This window comes from Nocardia sp. NPDC059180 (assembly GCF_042754945.1).
Taxonomy (GTDB): Bacteria; Actinomycetota; Actinomycetes; order Mycobacteriales; family Mycobacteriaceae; genus Nocardia.
On the sequence record NZ_JBHZBU010000002.1, the window covers coordinates 301,850 to 323,548 of the forward strand.

Below are 21,699 nucleotides of genomic sequence, written 5' to 3' on the forward strand. Positions count from 1 at the left end.
TGGGGGTGCCAGATCGACAGCCACCCACCCGTGCGGTGACGGCACCGATGACATCGGGCGAACATTCATCGTCGATGCCATCGCACCTCGCGGTGGAGACGTCCGATCGTGACGCAACCAGCCGGTCCCCCTGGCGCCGCTGTGATCTAATGCCGTTAGCCGAGCGAAAGCTGACGCCCTGATCGCGGATGCCCCTTTGTTGCTCGACCACGCAGCGATTCTTCGAGGTCCACTGACCCCGCCTTCGCCGCGACGGCATTCGACCGATGCACGTCCACCCGGTCGTCGGCGCGCACGATCCGACCAACAGACGTGGAGGCGATCATGCTGCATACCGATATTCCGACCCGCGGCGAAATCCAGGCGCTGGCCGCAACCACCGGCGACTGGTGCGTCTCGATCTACACGCCCACCGAATCCGATACCCCCACCCCAGACCAGAACCGCATCGCGTTCTCCAATCAGGCCAAACGCGTCCTCGAGCTGGTCACCGACGCCGACGCTCGCGCCGCGTTGGAAGAGGAATTCGACGATCTCATCGACGACGAAGAGTTCTGGCGCTACCAATCACGCACCCTGGTCGTGCAGGCCACTCCCACCCGTATCCGCACCTACCGGGTACCGAATGTGCTCGGCGCCGCCGAAACCGTCGGCGACCGCTTCCATCTGAAGCCGCTGCTGCGCACGGTCACCTTCCCGCAATCGGCGTTCGTGCTCGCCCTCGCCGAGGGATCGGTGCGCCTGGTCCAGGTCAGCGCCGATCGCCCCGCCCAGGACGTCCGCGTGCCGGGCCTGCCCACCAGCGCGGCCGACTACTCGCGCAAGGCCAGCCTCAGCGACCGTGCGCCCAAGCGGCGCGTCCAGGGCGATGAGGGCGGCAAGATGCGGGTGCGTCAATACTCGCGCGCGATCGACACCGAGCTGCGCGACATCCTGTCCGGGCGTGAGGTCCCGCTGATCCTGGCCGCCGCCGAACCCACCGATTCCCTGTTCCGCTCCGTCAACAGCTATGACGGTCTGCTCGACGAGAGCATCGCAGGCAATCCCGAGCACCTGTCGGACCAGGAGCTGGCCGACCGATCACGCGAGATCCTGGACCGCCATTACGTGGCACAGCTGCACGAACTCGCCGCCGTCATGGACAAACGCCGCAGCGAGGGCCGCGCGGGCACCGACGTCGCCGATCTGGCGCGCGCGGCGACCTTCGGCAATGTGGACACGCTGCTGGTCGACATCGACGCATCGGTGCCGGGCACCATCTCCCCCGACGACGGCGCCGTCACTTTCGACGCGTCGACCGACACCGAAACCCCCGGCATCCTCGACGAGATCTGCCGCCGGGTACTGCTGTCGAGCGGCCGGGTCCTCGCGGTTCGCACCGAAGACATGCCGGGTGGCGCGCAGGTCGCGGGCATCCTGCGGTACGCCCCGTAGCGCGTCTGGAGTCAGTTGGAGCCGGTCAGCACCGCACGCAACCGTTCGGTGTCGGCCGGTGTCCAGCCCGGCGGTTGCAGGATCGCCGCCCAGGAGTCGGCGATGGCCGCGTGGAAGGTGTGGCCGTGGCCGTCGGGGACGTCGGTCGATACCGCCATATCGGCCGATACCTGCAGGAAAGTGACGATCGGGATCCAGCGCGTGCTCGGCAGGACATCGTCGCCGCGAGGTTCGCGCAGCCAGTCGGGTTCACGCAGCGCCAGGCCCGGCGTCCACCAGGTGATCGGATCCGAGGCGTGCTGGAGGTACACCACCCGTGGGCCCGGCCACTCCGGGGTGGGGCGTTCCAGATCGGAGGGCTCAGCCACGAACCGCACCGTGCGCCCCTCCTGGAAGATCGGCAGGACCTGCGGGGTGCCCGGGTCGCGGCGCGCGGTCACATCGCCCCAGACGACGTTGTTGCTCGTCGGCCCGACGAACAGCGCGCCATCGGTGCGCGAGGTCAGGTCCTGGATACCGGAGAAGGCCGCTTCACCGCCGAACGAGCCGAGGCTCTCACCGAATACCACCAGTTTCGGGCGATCGTTCTCGGGCTTGGTCGACCATTTCGCGTATACCGCCTCGAACAACGCCTGACCGGCCTGACCGGCCCGTTCCTGATCGACCAGGAACGACAACCAGCTGGGCAGATACGAGTACTGCATGCTCACCAGCGCGGTGTCACCGTTGTAGAGGTATTCGAGCGCCGAGGCGGTACTTTGATTGATCCAGCCGGTGCCGGTCGTGGTGGCCACACCGATGACGGCACGGTCGAAGCCGCCGGCCCGATCCAGTTCGGCCACCGCCAATTCCGCTTCCTCGCGGACGGTATCGGCCGAGGCCAGCCCGGTGTAGGTGCGGATCGGGATCATCGCAGGACGGTGATTGAACTCCGACAGCTGTTCCACGCTCGGCCCGTTGCCGACGAAAATCCGGCCCTGCCTTCCGAGCGAGTCCCAGGTGACCAGCGAACCGGGCCCGCCGGAACGTTCCGGCACGGTCGGCGGTGGGTTGTCGGCGTCGGTTTCCTGATTGACCGCGGCGAAGGTGTTGTTGAGCACCGCCATCGCCCCATTGGCCACCACGCCGTCCAAGACCGCGACCGCGACGACCGCCACCAGCACCGCGCCGACGACGACCGCGATCCGCCCGGGCAGCACCCGCGTCAGCAGCCGCGCCACCCACCTCGTCATCGCGGCCACCGCGCGGGCGAGGGCGATCAGCACGACGAACACCACGACCCCGACCAGCACGATGACCGGGTACGACCAGAACGGCAGGCCGGAAACTCCCATCAGCGTGCGCAATTCGTCCTGCCAGCCCGCGAACCAGATCAGTACGAGCACCGTCCCGGCCACGGCGATCACCGCGAGCGCCCAGCGTGTCACCACCCTGGCCGGCTGGGCCTGCTCGCGGTGCAGCATCCAGCGGATGATCGCGGCGACCAGCAGACCGAGCCCGTAGCCGAACGCGGCCGCCGCGCCGGTGACCACGCCCTGGAACAGCGGACCGCGGGGCAGCAGCGACGGCGTCAGCGACAACCAGGTGAGAATCAGTGCGCCGACCAGCCCGCCGAAACCGAGCCGGAACATCGCGCGGCGATCTTTCGGGGGGCCGGCGTTGTCCTCGGAATTCTCAGTGGCTTCCGTCGTCGCCGTCGTTGTCGTCACCACTGCGCACCCCGTTCACCCCAAGCCTGGAGTCGACACCCGTCGACAGTTCGACCACAGTATGGTTCAGATCGGCGCCGAAAATGCGCTCATCGGCGCATACCGACCTCATGTCGGCTCCGCCGGTGCCCGACGCGGTGAGCGTGGGCGCGTCATCCGACGACGACGTGGAGTCATGGACGCACAACTGCGCGAATGGAAAGACGGCGGACAGTATTTCGATTCCTCGGGTTCGAGCGAGGTTATCCCGGACCCCGATGTGGTGATGCTGCCCGATGCGATCGCGCACTGGCCCCATATCGAGGCCCCGGACGCGGTGCTGGCAGCCGCGCTCGATCACATCGAGCGCGCCTCAGCGACGACGGCGCATGGTGAGCACACCGGCCACCCAGCCGATGATGAACAGCAACAGCAGGATTATCCACATCGGTGAGGTGATGGTGACGGCCAGGATTTCGATCGACACCTTGGTGCGGTTCTGCAGAATGAAGATGACGGCGAGGATAGTCAGCACCAGCGCCACCCACTGTGTGGGTGACACTCGCTGCAGCAACGAGCGTTTCTCCGTGGTACCCATGGCCACTCCCATCTACCCGACAGGGATCTCCGCCTCAGTATGACCGGTTCGCATCCGCATCACCGGTGAACGACGCGTCCGCTACCTGCGTGGCGAGCCATCCGTCAACGGGCCTGGCCGAACATGGCGAGCCACCGGGGTAACGGGCAGCGGTGCCCCGACGTTGTAGTCAGTGGGGGTCGCACCAACCCGCGCCGACACAAAGAGGTTCTCCCATGGTTCAACCGACCGTCGTCCCGTCCAACCCGGTCGAGGCCATCCTGATGGCCCTGTCCTGGCTGGTGTGCTCGATCTCCTCCGGACAGGGCTGCGCGATCATCCAGTGACGCGCCGCGAGGGCCTCCGGCATTCGCGCCGGAGGCTCTCGTCATACCCGGGCCCGGATACCCGGGCTGGTAGTAATGGAACGGTGACTGCGGACAACGGCGCTGACCCCGAACTCATCGAACTGGCCACCGCGGTTTTCGAACTCGCTCGCAGCGGCGCGGCCGACCAGCTCGCGGCCTACCTCGACGCGGGTGTGCCGGTGAACCTCACCAACGACCGCGGTGACACCCTCCTCATGCTCGCCGCCTACCACGGCCATCGCGACGCGGTCGGTGTGCTGCTGGCCCGTGGCGCGGACCCCGATCGGGCCAACGACCGCGGTCAGACACCGCTGGCCGGTGTGGTGTTCAAGGGTGAATCCGAGATCGTGGGTGATCTGCTCGCCGCAGGTGCCGATCCGGACGCGGGAACGCCGTCGGCGCGCGAGGCCGCGACCATGTTCGGGAAAACCGACCTGCTGGAGCTCTTCGGCTGACGGCCGATCGACCGCGGGGCGGCTACCGTCGCGCAATCAACGGCGACCCGACCCCCGCAACAACCCGACCCGCCCCCGCTGACGGCGCTACGATGCGGACATGGCGCACTCTGCCCCGCCTGCCTCCGGGGTGACCGTCCAGCCCGACCGGTCGCCGGAGACATCGCGTGGCAACCAGGTCACCGAGGCCATCGAACGGTTCACCGCGGCGTGGCAGGAGGCCGGCGCACCCCCTGAACTGCGCAGCTATCTACCCGACGCGCCCGCCATAAGACGGGTATCGCTGATCGAACTGATCAAGATCGATCTGGCGAACCGGTGGCAGCGCGGCACCGCACCGAAACGACTGGCCGAATACGTCGACGAACTGCCCGAGCTGCGCACCTGGCCGCTGCCACCGGACCTGATCTACGAGGAATTCCATATTCGCCGCCGCGCGGGCAGCTCGGTCGATGTCGGCGAATACACCGCCGCCTATCCCGAACAGGCCGAACAACTTTCACAACTGCTGACCACCGAGGACTATCACAGCACCCTGCTCGGTGCGCACGCCGAGCCTGCGAACCTCGACGAACTCGAGGTCGGCCAGCGCATCGACGATTTCGATCTGATGACCGGGCTCGGCCGCGGCGCGTTCGCCCGCGTCTTCCTGGCCAGGCAGCGTTCCATGCAGCGGCTGGTGGCGGTGAAGATCTCCCGCGACAAGGGCACCGAACCGCAGACCCTGGCCCAGCTCGACCACGACTACATCGTGCGCGTATTCGATCAGCGGGTCCTCGACGGCCCCGCGTTGCGGCTGCTGTACATGCAGTATGTGCCCGGTGGCACTCTCCTCAGCGTGCTGGAGCGGGTGCGCGGCACACCGCCCGAACAGCGCAGCGGACAGTTGCTGCTCGACGTCATCGACTCGGTACTCACGGGCAAAGGTGAGATTCAGCCTGCCGAATCACCGGTGCGCGCCGAACTCGCGGGACTGTCCTGGCCGGAGACTGTGGCCTGGCTGGGTCGCAGGCTGGCGCAGGCGTTGGATTACGCGGGCGGGGTCGGTGTGCTGCACCGCGACGTCAAACCGGCGAACGTGCTGCTCACCGCGGAGGGCGTGCCCAAGCTCGCCGATTTCAACATCAGTTTCAGCGGCAGTGTCTCCGGCGACAGTCCGGTCGCCTACTTCGGCGGATCGCTGGCCTACATGTCGCCCGAACAGCTGTCGGTGGTGCATCCGGACCGATCGGTGTCGGCCGCGGACCTCGATACGCGCAGCGACCTGTTCTCGCTGGCGGTCGTGCTGTGGGAGCTGCTCACCGGGCGCAAACCCTTCGCCGAGGAGAACGCGGCCGGTGGTGACCGCACTGCACTGGACTCGATGCTGGACCGGCGCGCCCACAGCCCAGGGGATCTGCCCTACGACGATCTGCCGCCCGACACTCCCGCCGCATTGCGCCGCGCGCTCGTGCGTGCCCTCGAACCGGATCCAGCCAAACGCTGGGAGCGTGGCGCCGATATGGCCCAGCAGCTTCAGGTCTGTCTGGACGCCAGGGCCCGCGATCTGGTCGACCCGCCACCTGGCAGTGCGCGATTACGGGCACGCAGCTGGATTCACCCCATTATGGCGCTGGCGATCGCTGTACCGAACGCGCTGGCGATCCTCTACAGCTACAACCACAATCGGACGCTGATCTTCAGCAAACTCGATACCGACGCGCAGCAGACCTTCGACCGGGTCGCCTGGACCTGTTATGGCGTCGGCTTCTTGATCGGTGCGATCGTGACCATCGCGCTGGTGATGCACCTGTGGTTCATCATGCACGGATTGCGCACTGGTCGCGACTACGATGCGCAGGCGTTGGCCAGGGCCCGCTCGGACACCCTGCAGCTGGCCAGTCGCAATGTGCTGACCTGCTTCGTATTGTGGGTTATCGCCGGTATCGCAGTCCCGGTGTCGGTGCAGTTGTCCGGCAGCAACCTCAGTGCCGAATCCTCGGCGCATTTCTTCCTGACCCAGATCGTCTGCGGCGCGATCGCCATGGCGTATCCGTATTTCCTGGTCAGCTTCTACTCGGTGCGCTGCCTGTATCCGGCGTTCCTGCCGCTGGGCGGGCTCGGCCCAGAGGACAGCGCACAATTGCGTGCACTCGACCGGCGCAGCACCTACTTCCTGACCATCGCGGCGGCAGTACCGCTGCTCGGCGCCGCCGGAGTGACCTTCATTCCGCCCGAGGACATCGCGTCGGTGATCGTGCCGCTGCGGGTGCTGTGCTTCGGTGGCGCACTGGCTTTCGTCGGCGTGTACTGGTTGTTCCGGATGCTGGAGCGCGATCTTGCCGCGCTCGAACGCATAGTCACGCACTGAAACGCTGCGAAATCGCGGGCCGCGGCGAGTACGGTATAGCCGCCGCGAGGGGTCGATCGCGGTGATCGGGTATCGGGGAAAGGCGGGGCTAGACATGATCGAACCGGTTACGTCCGCGGTCGCACCGGCGACCGGCACACCACCTTTCACCACCGGACCCGAGCTACCGCTGGCGGCCAGATATCACAGCGCCGACCCGATCAGCTGGCGCGGCAGCACGGTGTACCCGATGTACACCGAACAGCTCAGCGGTTCGGCCGCCACCCTCACCATGACATTGCTGTCGGCGACCCCGCCGCCGGGCGTGTGCGGTCTCGGGATGGGATTGTCGATGGTCGACGGCCATATCGGCGTCGACCGGCGCCGCCTGCGGGGAGTCGATGTCTGGCGCGATGCGCTCGAGCGCGGCATCACCGTCGAATTGTCGGCCGAGGGCCGCGGCGCACTGTATTCGCTGACGCCGGTCTGGCGCGATGCCGACGGCGCCGCCTGCTCCTGGTCGGGCAATTACGGTGTCGTCGTCGAACGCGCCGCACACGGGCGCGTTGTGCTGTGGTGCAGCCTCGGTGCGGGCCCACCGCATTTCGCCGACCTGGTCGTCGAGGTGGTGGCGGCCCCAGCGGACACGGCGCCGATTCCGGCGGTGGGCGACACCGCCCCGACGCCGGAGGCCGCCCGGCCGGCGCCCCCGTATCCCGGCGAGCAGCAGCGCGATCCAGTTGCCGGGCTGGCCGACCACTCCCCCGCGCCGACCGGTCATACCGATCCGGCGTCGACGCTCGCCACGACTTCGGCCGATCCCGACTATCGCGGTGCGCTCTACGACCTCGGTGTGGCGATGTTCCGGCGCGGCGAGGAAGCGCAGGCGTGTGAGCTCTGGTCGCAGGCGGCGGCGGCCGGGCATCCCGCGGCGGCCTTCGACCTGGGCGTCGTGCGGTTTCGCCACGGCGATCTCGACGCGGCCGAACAGTGGTGGCAGACCGCGGCGCAACGCCGCGACGTGCGGGCGATGATCGGTCTTGCCGAACTGATGGCGCGGCGCGGCGCGCATGCGCAGGCGCAAGTCTGGCATACCCGCGCGGTCACCGCGAAGACGGTCGCGCAGTCGCTGGCCTATCGCGTCGGATAGGGGTTCGCGGCGGCCGAAATTCGATGGACGGCGCATCGGGTGCGCGCTACGGTGACCGCCATGAGTGGCATCACAGGTCAGCACGCGGCGTGCGCGGCCGGCGTGTATTTCGTCCGCCTGCGCACGGTGGCCCGGACTCTGCCGGTGCACCGCACTCCACGCTGACCAGACCGCTTCACCCGTCGCACACTCTCCCGCGGTTCTGGTAACCGTCGTCTTCACGTGCCCTGGCATGGGTCCGGGCGAATCACGCAGTCCCGATTCGTCCGCTCCGTTCGGAGGACCCCATGTCTCGCAAACATTTCCCCCCGCATGCCCGCACCACCAGCACGCGTAAGCAGCTGTCGCAGAACTTCCTCACCGATACCCGCGCCGCGCGCACGATCGTGCGCGCCGCCGACGTCACCGCCGAGGACCTGGTCCTGGAAATCGGCGCCGGTGACGGCATGCTCACCAGGCAGCTGCTCGACCGAGGCCACCGCGTGATCGCCTACGAGAAGGACCGCTACTACGCAAGGCGGCTGCGCGCCCGCTACGGGAACAACCCCCGAATTCAGGTGATAGGCAACGATTTCCGCCGGGCGAGCCCACCGGGGCTACCGTTTGCGGTTGTCGCCAACATCCCCTTCGGCATCAGCACCGACATCCTGCGCTGGTGCCTCGACGCCCGCAGGCTCACCTCGGCGACACTGCTCACCCAGCAGGAGTTCGCGCGCAAGCACACCGGTGACTACCGACGCTGGAGCAAGCTCACCGTCACACACTGGCCGACGATGGCGTTGACGCTCGGACCGCGTATCGGACGCGCCAGTTTCGATCCGGTTCCCCAGGTCGACGCCGCGGTGCTGCACATGGTGCGCCGCCCGCGACCACTGCTGCCGGATACGGAGCTGGCCGACTACCGCGCGATGGTGGAACTCGGCTTCTCGGGCGTCGGTGGATCGCTGGCCGCCTCACTGCGTCGCGCGTGCGCGGCAGCCACTGTGCGCGCGGCCTGCGCCGCCGCGGGCGTCGCCGCCGACGAACCGGTGGGGCTTGTCGATCCCGACCGCTGGATCACTCTGTACCGGCACCTACGCCGGGTACCCGCCTACACGCACTGAGCCACAAACGCCTCGGCGGCGGGCGGGGCATATGCCCTGCCCGCCGCCGTAGCGCAACAACCGATGACTCAGACCGGCGTGAACTCGCGGTTCGCGATATAGGTCGGCCGCCGCGCCGGTGCGGCGAACGGCTCGTCCAATGTGTTCTCCACACTGTTGAACACCAGGAAGATGTTCGAGCGCGGGAACGGCGTGATGTTGTTCGCCGAACCGTGCATGATGTTCGAATCGAACAGCAGCGCCGACCCGGCCCGGCCGGTGAACTGCGCGATGCCGTACTTGTGCGCGAGCACCTCGATATCGGACTGCGCCGGGACGCCGATCTCCTGCTCCTGCAACGACTCCCGATAGTTGTCGGCCGGTGTCTCGCCCTGGCACGGCACGAAGGTGCGGTGCGAACCCGGCATCAGCATCAGGCTGCCGTTGAACGGATAGTTGTCGGTCAGCGCGATGGAAATGCTGACCGCCCGTGGGCTGGGCATCCCGTCCTCGGCGTGCCAGGTCTCGAAATCGGAGTGCCAGTAGAAACCGGCCCCGCCGAAGCCGGGCAGATAGTTCACCCGGCTCTGATGCAGGTAGACCTCCGAACCCAGGATCTGGCGGGCCAGGCCCGCGACCCGGGGTTCGGCGGCCAGCTCCGCGATCATCGAACTGAGCCGGTGCACCTCGAACACCGAGCGGACCCGGTTCGACGACTTCTCAACGATCACTCGTTCGTCGCCGTGCAGGGCCGGATCATCGGCGAGCCGGTCGATCTCACGAGCGAAGCGCGCCACCTCGTCCGGTGAGATCAGCTGGTCCAGGATCGTGTACCCGTCGGTGTCGAATCCGGCAAGGTCCGGGGCGTCGATTCGACCCCACACCGTCGCATCGTGCCGCTCGAGGTGCGGCGCCGGATCAGGTGTCCGGGTCGGGTAGTGATCGATCCGATTGTGTGCCAACGTGGCGTCCTTTCTCAGCTGGCCGGAACGGCGACCAACGGATAGACGCCGTTCTCGTCGTGAACCTCCTGCCCGGTGACCGGCGGATTGAACACACACATCATGCGCATCCTGGAACGCACCTCGAGCTGGTGCTTCTCGTGGCCGTCGAGCAGATACATCGAACCGGGAGCCAGTTCGTAGGTCTGGTTGTTGTCCAGGTCGGTCAAGGTGCCCTCGCCCTCGACCAGCCACACCGCCTCGATGTGGTTCTGGTAGTGGAAGACGTGGGTGGTGCCGGCCTCGATGGTGGTCTCGTGGAACGAGAACCCGACGCCGTCACCGCCGAGCACGATGCGTTTGCTGCGCCAGCCGGTACCCGCCACATCGCGGTCGGTGCCGGTGATCTCTTCGGTGGTACGCACGATCATGGGTGATGGCCCTCCTCAGGCGCCACAGACGGTATGGACGGCTCCGGTCAGGATCTGCAATCCATGGTCGAGCTCATCCTCGGTAATGGTCAAGGGGGGAAGCAGCTTGACGACCTCGTCGGAGGCGCCGGAGGTCTCAGCGAGCAGACCGCGCTCGAACGCGACCTGGCACACCTTGCCCGCCTGCGAGGCGTCGTCGAACACCAGCCCGTGGACCAGGCCGCGGCCACGAGTCGAGATGCCGGGCAGCCCCTCGGAGATCGCGCCGAACGACTGGGCGATCTGCTGGCCCTTGGCCTCGGTGCCGGCCTGCAGCGCACCGTCGGACCAGTAGTGCTCGAGGGCCACCTGAGCCGTCACGAACGACGGGTTGTTGCCACGGAAGGTGCCGTTGTGCTCACCCGGCGCCCACACGTCGTGCTCGGGCTTGAACAGCACCAGCGCCATCGGCAGGCCGTAACCGCCGATCGACTTGGACAGGGTGACGATGTCGGGGGTGATGCCCGCGGACTCGAAGGAGAAGAACGGGCCGGTGCGCCCGCAGCCCATCTGCACATCGTCGACGATGAGCAGAATGCCGCGCGCCTCGCACAGCGTGGCCAGATGGCGCAGCCACTCCGCGCGGGCTAGATTGACTCCACCCTCACCCTGCACGGTCTCGACGATGACGGCCGCCGGACGATCCAGACCGGAGGACGAGTCGTCCAGGACCCGCTCCATCCACTGGAAATCGGCGGTGGTGCCGTCGAAGTAGCCGTCGTAGGGCATCGGGGTGGCGTGGTTGAGCGGCACACCCGCACCCGCACGCTTGGCGGCGTTACCGGTCACCGACAGTGCGCCGAGAGTCATGCCGTGGAAGGCGTTGGTGAAGCTCAGCACGGTCTGGCGCCCGGTGACCTTGCGGGCCAGCTTCAGCGCGGCCTCGACGGCGTTGGCGCCGGTCGGACCGGGGAACTGGACCTTGTAGTCCAGCCCGCGCGGGGCCAGCAGCGTGTCACGCACGGTTTCGAGCAGTTTGCGCTTGGCGACGGTGGACATATCCAGTCCGTGCGTCACGCCGTCGGAGGCGATGTAATCGATCAGGGCCTTCTTGAGCACAGGATTGTTGTGCCCGTAGTTCAGTGCGCCGGCGCCTGCGAAGAAATCGAGGAAATCCTTGCCCTCTTCGTCACGCAGCCAGGCGCCTTTCGCGGTTTCGAAAACCGTAGGCCAGGACCGGCAGTAGCCACGCACATTCGATTCCAGTGCGTCGAAGATCGTCGTGTCAGCGGTGATCATCATAGATCCCTTTCAGTTTTACGGGCGATCGGTGCGATTCGGTACAGGTCCTCGGCGATATGACTGTCGGGAAAATCGCCGGGTGTGAACAACTCGCTCTTGGTCATCTCCGCCTCGCGGCGCCGCGCCAGGGCGGCGAACATCGCGATCGAGGCCGGGTTGTCCGGCGAGACTGTCGTCTCCAGTGCGTCGATGCCGTTCCCATCGGCATCGATCAGGTTGTCCACCAAGCGATCCAGCATCGCGACGCCGAGGCCGCGGCCACGCTGATCGTGATCGACGGCGACCTGCCAGACGAACACGGTGCGCGGGGACTCCGGGCGCAGATAGCCGATGATGAAGCCGACGACGTTGCCGTCGACCTCGGCGACCACCGAGGTGGCGGCGAAATCCCGGCACCACAGCAGATATGCGTAGCTGGAATTTGCGTCCAGTACCTGCGAATCCTTGGCGATACCCCACATGCGGGCCCCGTCGCGAATTCTCGGCGTCCGCACGACCGGTGCGTCGGCGTGCTGCCGATGCGTTCCGGAACGGGCAGCAGCGGAATCCGCGCTCGGCGGGCCTTCAGCCTGTGTGGGCAAAGCTTGCGTTGACATACAACTCCGAGGTTCGTGTGCAGTACTTTCCCAGGCTTACGAATGAACTTTGAGGTGACCTGGTCGAGAACTTTACGATCGTGTTACAGCCGTGTGACGCGGTTCATGAAACCTCCAATTTCGGGATATACGTCACGTTTCAATCGGTGGCGGGCAGCCGGATGGTGAAGCGGGCACCACCGCCAGGGCGGGCACCGCATTCCACTCGCCCCTGGTGGATGGCGACGGTTTCGGCGACCAGTGCCAGACCGATACCGGTGCCACCATCGGCCTTGCGGCGACTGGTGCGTGCGGTGGCGAAGCGCTCGAAGATCCGGTCCCGGTCCGCCGGTGGCACGCCGGGCCCGGCGTCGTCGACGGCGATCACCGCTTCATCGCCCTCCCGGCGCACGGTGACCGCGACGACTCCGCCGCCGTGGCGGTCGGCGTTCTCCAGCAGGTTGACCACCGCGCGCTCCAGCTCGAGTTTGCGGCCGAGGACGATGACGTCCTCGGTCACGGTCAGTAGTTCCGCGGGGTGCCTGCTGTCGCGCAGAGTGTGGGTGAGCAGGTCTCGCACCGACATCAGGTCCGCGTCGCCATGGTGCATACCTGCCTCGACCCTGGCCAGCGCCAGCAGGTCGTCGAGTAGTCGCCGCAGATGGTCGACTTCGGCGGTGACCAGCTCCAAGGCCCGGCGCGAGCGCTCCGGGAGATCGTCGCGGTGCTTGTTCATCACTTCGACGCTGGCGGTGAGGGTGGTCAGCGGGGTGCGCAGTTCATGGCTGACATCGCCGAACAGCCGATGCTCACGGTCGATGCGCCGTTGCAGCGAATCGACCATCCGGTTGAAGGAGTCGACGGTGCTGGCCAGGTCCTGGTCGTGGGTGTCGGGCAAACGGATGCCGAGATCACCGGAGGCGATCCTGGCGGCGGCCTCGGCGACATCGCGCAGCGGTCGCAGCACACGGCGCCCGACCCAGACGCCGACCGCACCGCCGAACAGGGTCGCCACCAGCGCACAGGCCACCAGCAGGACTGGCCGGTTCACCACGCGCTGGCCCAGAGTGACGCCGTCGTCGCCCAGGCGGGCGAAGACGAGCAGGACCAGGGCCAGTGACATCAGGCCCGAGGTGGCCGCGAAGGCGATGGTCACCCGGCCCCGCAGGCTCCACAGGCCCGGATCGAGGCGGGTGCGGACGCGTTCGGCGTTCGTCGTCATTGATCTGCGATGGGCGGCCCGCTCAGCGTTGCATATCGAGCCGGTAGCCCAGCCCCCTGACGGTGACCACGATGCGCGGATCGGAAGGATCGCGCTCGATCTTGGTGCGCAGTCTGCGCATGTGCACGTCGACGATGCGTTCGTCGCCGAAGAACCCGCGATCCCAGACCCGCTCGAGCAACACCGACCGGCTCAGTACCCGGCCGGGTACTTCGGCCAGCTCGCACAGCAGCCGGAACTCGGTGAGGGTCAGGCTGATCTCCTCCTCGCCGCGGCGAACCGCGCCGCCGTCGGGGGCCAGGATGAGCGGTGCGTCCGGATCGGCGTCCAGCACGACCTCGATCGGTGCCTCACGTTCGGCCGAGAGCTGGGCACGGCGACGCAGCGCCCGCATCCGGGCGGTGATCTCCTTGATTTCGAAGGGTTTGGTGACGAAGTCGTCGGCACCGGCTTCCAGCGCCGCCACCACGTCATGGGTGTCGTCGCGTGCACTGACCACGATGATGGGCACATCGTGATCGCGGCGGATCTCGCGGATGCAGGTGAAACCGTCCATACCGCCGAGCATGAGATCAACGATCATCACATCGGGGACGCCATTGCTGCGCAGATGGTTGAGCGCGTCCTCGGCCTCCTCGGCTTCTGCGACGTCGTAGCCCTCGTCCTCCATGGCCAGGCGTAACGCACCCCGGACCCTGTCGTCGTCTTCCACGATCATCAGGCTCGCGCTCAATATTCAAATCCTTTGCAGATACGCGGGGCGCATCGCGTGGCGGAGGTTCGCATCCCCTGACCGACGCGATGTTCCGCTTTTCAGCTTTTCTCGAGCAACTTTCCGGTAACAGTAGTGCCCTGTATGCCCGATTGCTAAACCTCGCGTGAGTTCGCTCACCAAACTGGTCGGTCGGGACGCTCCAGCCGGAAGAAGTTGCTCGGACTGCCGTCGGGGCGTCGTTCCTGGTAGCGGAAGTACAGCCGCCGGGCGTCGAAGGTGGCGAACCAGTCCTCCCATTCGACCGGGAGCAAGCCCGCCCCGCCGTAGCGGGGGAAGTCGATACGCAGGACTTCGACGCGGCCGTGGCCGTCGTACTCACTGCCCGGCATGGTGGCCGGGTTGGCCCCGCGCCTCTCGGCCCAGCGGCGGATGACGGCGTGGTTGGTGGTGACCATGGTCTGTGCCGGACCGGCCGATGGTCCACCGTTCATGACGAACCTCCTCGCGGTAGGTGCGTGCGTAGCGGTCACCGATGATCGAACCGTTGAAACGATTGCACCGGCTCGCCGAATTGATACCCGCGCCCGTTCCGGGACAAACCACCGGACAGCGCCGTGTCCGGTAATGCCCTGGTGGCGGTGGTCTCGATTGCCGCGGCGATCACGGGGTACCCGACCGCTGACGCCATCGGGACGTTCGACCCGATCATGGACCGGAAGGAGACCGCGATGGTTGCCGGACCCGACGATTCGACCAGGGGTTTTCACCGTGATTCCCCGCACGTCCCCGAACATCACTTCCCGGACGACACCAGGACCACGCGTGCGCACGCGGGTGAAGCGATGGAGGACGTCCGCAACTGGCCGGGCATCGTGCTGTGCGCGATCGGGCTGGTGGCCGTCGCACTCACGCTGACCGCGGCAGGCTACGGGTACGAGGGCTGGGCGATCGTCGGTGCGATCGCGGCTGTGGTCCTGCTGCTCGGTGGTGTGGGCATCATCGTCCTCGAACATCGGCGGGTGAAGGCCGCGCGGGGGCACAAGCTCACCGACCAGCAGGGTCACTGACCATTTGCCCGCCGCGGCGCCGCCGGTTCAGGCCTGCGCCGGCGCGCCCACCGGCACCAGTGCGACGGTGATGTTGTCACCGCCGCCGCACTGCACCGCGAAGTCGGCCAGATCGCGCGCCGCGGCGGCGGCGGGCTTCGCCGTGGCTATCGCGGCCAGCGCGACCGGATCGGGCAGATAGTTCCAGAGGCCGTCGCTGCACAGCAGCAGCACGCCGGGACCGGTGAACCGGAAGGTCTGCACGCTGCGCGTAGACCAGGGCTGCTGGTCGTAGTCGGCACCGAGCCAGCGCAGCAGGGTGTGCGCCCGCGGATCGTTCATGGCGGCCGTCTCGTCCATGGCGCCTGCGTCGACGAGCGCCTGGGCCCAGGAGTCGTCGAGGGTGAGCCGGCGCGAGACAGCCTCATGGGCGCCGCGTTCGGTGTCTTCGGGGACCAGCCAGTAGGCGCGGCTGTCGCCCACATTGGCCACGGTGATCGTCGCCGTGCCCGCGCCGTCGTCGTGCACGACCGCCGACACATAGGTGCACGAGGGTGAGTCGCCGTCGATCGAGGCGATGTCGCGCACCGCTTGGGCGGCGGCCGCCAGGCCTGCCGTGGCGGCGTCCTCGGCGGGGCGGCCCTCGGCCAGCGCACTCAGGCAGGCATCGACGCCGGTGCGCGAGGCAGTGCCGGAGGCGGCCTGCGGATTCGGCGACGACGACACTCCGTCGCAGACGGTGACCACGGTCGCCTGTGGACGTCCGGGTGCGGGAACGCCGACGCCCGCGGCGACCGCGTCCTCGTTGCGGGCGTGCACCAGACCCCGGTCGGTGACCAGGGCGACGGCACCGAGGTCGGCATCGAACCGATCCGGCGGCCCTGGCACATGGTCACGGCCAGGTTCGGCCGTACCCGGCGATCCCTCAGCAGCCGTGTCGGCGTGCGGAAGCGCGACACGGCGCAATGCTGCGGCGCCCCCACCTGCACCGAAGGTCTCGGCCGGAGCCGGGGAATGCACGTATTCCTGGCTGCCGACACCGGCTTCCGGGCTCATCGAGTCACCGCCGTCCATGGCGCGCACTTGGCATCCGCTCCCTGTCCACGGCTTCGCAAAGCCCTTCCGTCCCAGCGGATGTGTACCGATACCCCAGGCAGCACCGCGCCCCCCTTCTGATCACTGTTGTCGATCGACGATAGTACGGGAGCCGCGAGCGGGTGTGCCGACAGATCGCCACGATTGGCGCAAGCTTTGTGTCGTGCGGCTCAGCCGCGGGCGCGAACGGCGGTGACGGCCTTGCGCGCTGCCACCAGTACCGGATCCCAGACCGGCGAGAACGGCGGCGCGTAACCGAGATCCAGCGCGGTCATCTGCTCCACGGTCAGACCGGCAGTGAGCGCGACTGCGGCGATGTCGACGCGTTTGCCCGCGCCCTCGCGACCGACGATCTGGACGCCGAGCAGCCGGCCGGTGCGACGTTCGGCGAGCATCTTCACCGTCATCGTCTCGGCCCCCGGGTAGTAGCCGGAGCGGCTGGTCGATTCGATGGTGACGGTGACGTATTGCAGCCCGATGGCGCGAGCGTCTTTCTCCCGCAGTCCGGTGCGCGCCACCTCGAGGTCGCAGACCTTGCTCACCGCGGTCCCGACCACACCGGGGAAGGTCCCGTAGCCGCCACCGATATTCGCACCGATGATCTGGCCGTGTTTGTTGGCGTGGGTGCCGAGGGCGATATGGCGCTCGATGCCGGAGATCAGATCCAGAACCTCGACGCAGTCGCCACCCGCCCAGACGTCGTCGCGGCCACGCACCCGCATCGAGACGTCGGTGAGCAGGCCGCCATGCACCCCGAGGGGCAGCCCCGCGGCGCGAGCCAGGTCGGTCTCCGGTCGCACACCGATCCCCAAAACCACGACATCGGCCGGATATTCGGCCTGCTCGGTCGCGACCGCGCTCACGTGGCCGCGGTCGTCGGTGCGGATTGCGGTCACTTCGGCATTGCCGACGACCTTGACCCCCATCCCGCCTATGGCGGTGCGGATGAGCGCACCCATGTCCGGGTCGAGGGTCGACATCGGTTCGGGGCCGCGATTGACCAGAGTGACCTCGAACCCGCGGTTGATGAGCGCCTCGGCCATTTCGACGCCGATGTAGCCGGCCCCGACGACGACCGCGCGCCTGCCCTCGATGCGCTCGAGAGTATCGATCAGGGCCTGTCCGTCGTCGAGCGTCTGCACGCCGTGCACACCCTCGGCATCGATTCCCGGCAGAGACGGGCGGATCGGGCGGGCGCCGGTGGCGATGACGAGTTTGTCGTAGCCGGTCCATGATTCGGCACCCGAATCCACCTCACGTGCCCGCACCCGGCGCCCGTCGATATCGATCTCGACGACCTCGGTGCGCATCCGCAGGTCGATATCGCGGGACCGATGCTCCTCTGGTGTGCGTGCGATCAGCTGATCGCGGTCGGTGACATCGCCGCCGACCCAGTACGGGATCCCGCAGGCGGAGAACGAGGTGAAATGCCCCCGCTCGAAGACCACGATCTCCAGTTCGCCGGGGTCGCGCATCCGGCGGGCCTGGGAGGCGGCCGACATTCCCGCCGCGTCGGCACCGATGATCACCAGTCGCTCGCTCATACGGTCACGCTACCCAGCGCCGGTCGTCGCCGGGCGCAACGACAACGCCGGCCGGATCCCAGGGGACCCGGCCGGCGTCGGCACAAGCAATCAGGCCGTGCGCGTACCGATCAGCGGCAGCCGCTCGGCGGCCTTGCCGAAGACGCCGCGCGCGCTCTGCTGCCGGATGCCGGTGGCCGTGGCGCCCTCGGCATCGGTGAACTGCAGCGCCTCGTCCTCGACCGGACTGTTCCGCAGGTAGGCGCGGTCGCGGTAGTAGTTGTTGATGACCTTCCACGGGCCGCGCGAACCCTGACGCGGCATGACGCCGTCACCGCGCTGGATGTAGCCGGAGGTCAGGGCCCCGCCCATCAGCGAATCGTTGGAGCGGTCGGCTTCTTCGGCGCGTGGGACGACCTGGGTGTACCCCTTGTCGCGCATGTAGTTCAGCAGCTTGCAGAAGTATTCCGCGGCGAGGTCGGCCTTCAGCGTCCACGACGCGTTGGTGTAGCCGAGCACCACCATGGCGTTGGGGATGCCGTCGAGCAGTGCACCCTTGTAGAGCACGCGATCGCGGGTGGCCACCGGCTCGCCGTCGACCTCGAGGGTCGCGCCGCCGAGCATCTGCACGTTCAAGCCGGTCGCGCTGATGACGATATCGGCGGGCAGTTCTTCGCCGGAGGACAGCTTGATGCCGGTCTCGGTGAAGGTGTCGATGGTGTCGGTGACGATCGACGCCTCACCCGCGCGCAGCACCTTGAACAGGTCACCGTTGGGCACCACGCACAGGCGCTGATCCCACGGGTTGTACTTCGGGGTGAAATGGCGCATGTCGACATCGGGGCCGACAGCCAGCCGCACCGCCGACAGCATCAGTTTGCGGGCCACATCGGGCTTCTTGCGCGACAGCTCGTAGGTGGCGCGCTGCAACGCGATATTGCGGGCACGGCCCAGCTTGTAGGTCAGCGCGGCGGGAATGCGGGCGGCGTTGAATCCGATCGAGACCGGGTCGTCGCTGGGGATGGCCGCGATGTAGGTGGGCGAGCGCTGCAGCATGGTCACGTGCTCGGCGTCTTCGCTCATGGCCGGGATCAGCGTGATGGCGGTAGCGCCGGAGCCGATGACGACCACGCGCTTGCCCGTGTAATCCAGGTCCTCGGGCCAATGCTGCGGGTGCACCAGCCGTCCGCCGAAGCGTTCTTCACCGGGGAAGCTCGGACGGTAGCCCTTGTCGTAGTCGTAGTAGCCGGTGCAACCGATGAGGAAGTTGCTGGTGTAGACCTCGGTCTCGCCGGTCTCCTCGTTCAGCGCCTCGACCGTCCACACGCCGGCCTCGGTGGACCAGCTCGCCTTCTCCATCTTGCGGCCGAAGCGGATGTGCTCGGTGACGCCGTATTCGGCGGCGGTCTCCTCGACGTAGCGGCGGATGCTCGGGCCGTCGGCCAGCACCTTGGTACCGGTCCATGGACGGAATCCGTAGCCGAAGGTGAACATGTCCGAATCGGACCGGATGCCCGGGTACCGGAACAGATCCCAGGTGCCGCCGATGGCGGTGCGGCGTTCCAGGATGGCGAAGCTGCGCCCGGTCTGCTCCTTGGCCAGATGACAGGCCGCGCCGATTCCGGACAGGCCAGCGCCGATGATCAATACCTCGACATGCCGCGTCATTGAGTTCCTCGTCTGGTCGCACTCGGACGCCTTCGACCGAGTTCCATCTGACTTTGAACATAGTCAGATGACTCGAATCATGACAGACTGTTGGCCGTGAGTCCAGCGCGCGTCTATGGAGGCCTGACCGCCGAGCAACGACACGATCAGCGTCGTGCCCGGCTGATCGAGGCCGCCACCGAGCTGCTCGGCACCCGCGGCGCGGCCGAGACCACAGTGACCGCGGTCTGCGCCGAGGCGAAACTGACCTCGCGGTACTTCTACCAGCACTTCAGCGACCGAGACGCGCTGCTGCACGCGGTCGCGGTCGAGCTGGAATCGGTGCTGCGGCGCGAAGTCGAACTGGCCGCACCCGAGGACGACGCCGCCCCCGATGAGGTCGCGCGCGCGACCGTCGGCGCGTTCGTCCGGATGATCGATAAAGACCCACGCATGGCGCGGATCCTGTTCATCGAATCCACGGCCGAACCGGTCATGCGGCAGCTGCGCGGGGAGATCATGAGCCGGTTCACCGATCTGGTGACCGCCCACGCCCAGCGGTATCTGCGCCTGGAGGAGTCCACGCTCGCAGTGGCGAACCTGGGTTCGACGCTGGCGGTCGGCGGGATGTTCGAGGTGCTGCGGCGCTGGCTCGATGGTGAGCTGGACTTCGATGCCGAGCAGATCATCGAGCACACGGCCGGGCTGTTCGGCGGCCTCGCGGCCTACGTCAGCATCGTGCAGCCGGATTAAAACCGCGCTGGTTTCAACCCGTGACCGGCGTGGGCTCCACGTTCGAGGATGAGCGGATGAGCCTGTCGTTCCATTGGTTCCTGCCCACCTACGGCGATTCCCGCGGTCTCATCGCGGGCGGTCACGGTACCGCCATGTCCGGTGACCGGCCCGCGAGTCTGCGCTACCTGAACCAGATCGGCGCCGCCGCCGAGGACAACGGTTTCGAGGCCGTGCTGACCCCGACCGGCGCATGGTGCGAGGACGCCTGGCTGACCACCGCCATGCTGGTCGACACCACCGAGACGCTGAAGTTCCTGGTCGCCTTCCGTCCCGGGCTGATCAGTCCCACCCTCGCCGCGCAGATGGCGGGCACCTTCCAGCGTCATTCCCGGGGACGGTTGCTGTTGAACGTGGTGACCGGCGGTGAACCGCTTGAGCAGCAGGCCTACGGCGATTTCCTCGACAAGACCCAGCGCTATGCCCGAACCGGGGAATTCCTCGATGTCGTCCGGCAGCTGTGGACCTCGACCGAACCGGTGAGTTTCGACGGTGAGCACATCCAGGTCCGCGAGGCGTTGCTGAACAATCGCCCGGACCCGGTGCCGCCGATCTTCTTCGGCGGATCCTCCGAGCCCGCCGGCCCGGTGGCGGCGCAGTACGCCGATACCTACCTCACCTGGGGTGAACCGCTGTTCGCGGTGAATCGCAAGCTCGACTGGATCCGCGGTCTGGCCGGAGAGCGGGGCCGCAAGCTCGATTTCGGGTTGCGCATCCACGTCATCAGCCGTGATACCTCCGAGGAGGCGTGGGCCGAAGCCGACCGGCTGTTGGCCGGTATCGACCCCGCCGACGTCGAGCGGGTGCAGGCCGGACTGGCACGCAGCGAATCCGAGGGGCAGAGGCGGATGCTGGAACTGCACGGCGGTCGCACCGACCGGCTCGAGATCGCGCCCAACCTGTGGGCGGGTGTCGGCCTGGTGCGTGGTGGCGCGGGCACCGCACTGGTCGGCTCGCACGCCGAGGTGGCGGAGCGGATCACCGAATACGCCAGGCTCGGCATCGACCACTTCATCCTCTCCGGCTACCCGCATCTGGAGGAGGCGTACTGGTTCGGCGAAGGGGTGCTGCCGATCCTGGAGCGCAAGGGGCTGTGGCGTCATCCGCATCGGCGCGAACTCGCACCCGCAGGAACGCCGTTCGCTGCGTCGGCCAGTAGCTGATAGTCCCGAATGGCAGCCGGTGCGTGATTGCACCGGCTGCTTCATCGCGAAAACTGCTGTCCCGCAGACCGAGCGGTTGGCCCGGGATGCCTACCGACTGCCCGGCGCCCCTCGCTCGATCGATGCTGTGAGCTGGGCAGAATCTCCAGATCACCTGGGTGAACAGCGAACTCGAGCCGCGGGCG

General features: G+C 67.4%; 21 protein-coding genes. 8 read left to right on the plus strand and 13 right to left on the minus strand.

The genetic code is table 11. From position 1 onward, the window contains the following. The first annotated feature begins 324 nt into the window (after window positions 1-324). Window positions 325-1,434 (plus strand): hypothetical protein, encoded by a 1,110-nt coding sequence (locus ACFXNW_RS07465; RefSeq protein WP_379416742.1) that lies wholly within the window; start codon window positions 325-327, stop codon window positions 1,432-1,434. A gap of 11 nt (window positions 1,435-1,445) precedes the next feature. Here the strand turns inward: ACFXNW_RS07465 and ACFXNW_RS07470 are convergent, their stop codons facing one another. From ACFXNW_RS07470 to ACFXNW_RS07480, 3 genes are read right to left on the minus strand one after another with little or no spacing between them, the layout of a single operon-like run. Next, a complete protein-coding gene (locus ACFXNW_RS07470; RefSeq protein WP_379417340.1) occupies window positions 1,446-3,065 on the minus strand; it encodes an alpha/beta hydrolase in 1,620 nt (539 codons plus the stop codon). 43 nt (window positions 3,066-3,108) lie between these two features. After that, window positions 3,109-3,483, minus strand: coding sequence for a hypothetical protein (locus ACFXNW_RS07475; protein WP_379416744.1), 375 nt, complete (start codon window positions 3,481-3,483; stop codon window positions 3,109-3,111). Window positions 3,484-3,495: 12 nt separating this feature from the next. After that, window positions 3,496-3,720, minus strand: coding sequence for a hypothetical protein (locus ACFXNW_RS07480; RefSeq protein WP_379416745.1), 225 nt, complete (start codon window positions 3,718-3,720; stop codon window positions 3,496-3,498). 409 nt (window positions 3,721-4,129) lie between these two features. On the opposite strand from ACFXNW_RS07480, the gene ACFXNW_RS07485 reads away from it, so the two are divergent. The 4 genes from ACFXNW_RS07485 (at window position 4,130) to erm (ending at window position 9,104) form a co-directional block, all read left to right on the plus strand. After that, window positions 4,130-4,522 carry an ankyrin repeat domain-containing protein gene (locus ACFXNW_RS07485; protein WP_379416746.1) on the plus strand — a complete coding sequence of 131 codons (393 nt, stop codon included), beginning with the start codon at window positions 4,130-4,132 and terminating at the stop codon, window positions 4,520-4,522. Window positions 4,523-4,622: 100 nt separating this feature from the next. Further along, on the plus strand, window positions 4,623-6,872 hold the full coding sequence (locus ACFXNW_RS07490) for a serine/threonine-protein kinase (RefSeq protein ID WP_379416747.1): 2,250 nt from the start codon (window positions 4,623-4,625) through the stop codon (window positions 6,870-6,872). Between the two features lie 94 nt (window positions 6,873-6,966). After that, on the plus strand, window positions 6,967-8,001 hold the full coding sequence (locus tag ACFXNW_RS07495) for a tetratricopeptide repeat protein (RefSeq protein ID WP_379416749.1): 1,035 nt from the start codon (window positions 6,967-6,969) through the stop codon (window positions 7,999-8,001). 287 nt (window positions 8,002-8,288) lie between these two features. Beyond that, entirely contained in the window at window positions 8,289-9,104 is an 816-nt protein-coding gene (gene erm, locus ACFXNW_RS07500; RefSeq protein ID WP_379416750.1) for a 23S ribosomal RNA methyltransferase Erm, read from the plus strand. Between the two features lie 68 nt (window positions 9,105-9,172). On the opposite strand, the gene thpD is transcribed toward erm, so the two are convergent. The 7 genes from thpD to ACFXNW_RS07535 form a co-directional block, all read right to left on the minus strand. Beyond that, window positions 9,173-10,045, minus strand: coding sequence for an ectoine hydroxylase (gene thpD, locus ACFXNW_RS07505; RefSeq protein WP_379416752.1), 873 nt, complete (start codon window positions 10,043-10,045; stop codon window positions 9,173-9,175). A gap of 14 nt (window positions 10,046-10,059) precedes the next feature. After that, a complete protein-coding gene (locus ACFXNW_RS07510) occupies window positions 10,060-10,455 on the minus strand; it encodes an ectoine synthase (RefSeq protein WP_163822116.1) in 396 nt (131 codons plus the stop codon). A 15-nt stretch (window positions 10,456-10,470) separates the two neighbouring features. Further along, complete coding sequence (gene ectB / locus ACFXNW_RS07515; protein ID WP_379416754.1) at window positions 10,471-11,733, minus strand: diaminobutyrate--2-oxoglutarate transaminase; 1,263 nt, start codon at window positions 11,731-11,733, stop codon at window positions 10,471-10,473. Further along, the gene (gene ectA, locus ACFXNW_RS07520) at window positions 11,733-12,197 is read right to left on the minus strand and encodes a diaminobutyrate acetyltransferase (RefSeq protein ID WP_379417341.1); all 465 of its coding nucleotides are present in this window, start codon (window positions 12,195-12,197) and stop codon (window positions 11,733-11,735) included. The genes ectB and ectA overlap by 1 nt, the downstream gene beginning before the upstream one ends. Before the next feature lie 274 nt (window positions 12,198-12,471). After that, on the minus strand, window positions 12,472-13,533 hold the full coding sequence (locus ACFXNW_RS07525; protein ID WP_379416756.1) for a sensor histidine kinase: 1,062 nt from the start codon (window positions 13,531-13,533) through the stop codon (window positions 12,472-12,474). A gap of 22 nt (window positions 13,534-13,555) precedes the next feature. Further along, on the minus strand, window positions 13,556-14,266 hold the full coding sequence (locus ACFXNW_RS07530; protein ID WP_379416758.1) for a response regulator transcription factor: 711 nt from the start codon (window positions 14,264-14,266) through the stop codon (window positions 13,556-13,558). 155 nt (window positions 14,267-14,421) lie between these two features. Next, a complete protein-coding gene (locus ACFXNW_RS07535; protein WP_379416760.1) occupies window positions 14,422-14,739 on the minus strand; it encodes a hypothetical protein in 318 nt (105 codons plus the stop codon). 237 nt (window positions 14,740-14,976) lie between these two features. On the opposite strand from ACFXNW_RS07535, the gene ACFXNW_RS07540 reads away from it, so the two are divergent. Continuing rightward, entirely contained in the window at window positions 14,977-15,315 is a 339-nt protein-coding gene (locus ACFXNW_RS07540) for a hypothetical protein (protein WP_379417342.1), read from the plus strand. 27 nt (window positions 15,316-15,342) lie between these two features. On the opposite strand, the gene ACFXNW_RS07545 is transcribed toward ACFXNW_RS07540, so the two are convergent. From ACFXNW_RS07545 to ACFXNW_RS07555, 3 genes are all read right to left on the minus strand, one after another. Continuing rightward, complete coding sequence (locus ACFXNW_RS07545; RefSeq protein ID WP_379417343.1) at window positions 15,343-16,368, minus strand: PP2C family protein-serine/threonine phosphatase; 1,026 nt, start codon at window positions 16,366-16,368, stop codon at window positions 15,343-15,345. A gap of 191 nt (window positions 16,369-16,559) precedes the next feature. Beyond that, on the minus strand, window positions 16,560-17,933 hold the full coding sequence (locus tag ACFXNW_RS07550; RefSeq protein WP_379416761.1) for an FAD-dependent oxidoreductase: 1,374 nt from the start codon (window positions 17,931-17,933) through the stop codon (window positions 16,560-16,562). A 90-nt stretch (window positions 17,934-18,023) separates the two neighbouring features. Next, complete coding sequence (locus ACFXNW_RS07555) at window positions 18,024-19,580, minus strand: flavin-containing monooxygenase (protein WP_379416763.1); 1,557 nt, start codon at window positions 19,578-19,580, stop codon at window positions 18,024-18,026. A gap of 96 nt (window positions 19,581-19,676) precedes the next feature. Between ACFXNW_RS07555 and ACFXNW_RS07560 the strand changes: the two genes are divergently transcribed. Together ACFXNW_RS07560 and ACFXNW_RS07565 are read left to right on the plus strand one after the other, a co-directional pair. Further along, entirely contained in the window at window positions 19,677-20,312 is a 636-nt protein-coding gene (locus ACFXNW_RS07560; protein WP_379416764.1) for a TetR/AcrR family transcriptional regulator, read from the plus strand. A 56-nt stretch (window positions 20,313-20,368) separates the two neighbouring features. Next, window positions 20,369-21,514, plus strand: a complete 1,146-nt coding sequence (locus ACFXNW_RS07565; RefSeq protein ID WP_379416766.1) for an LLM class flavin-dependent oxidoreductase — start codon at window positions 20,369-20,371, stop codon at window positions 21,512-21,514. Window positions 21,515-21,699: the final 185 nt, after the last annotated feature.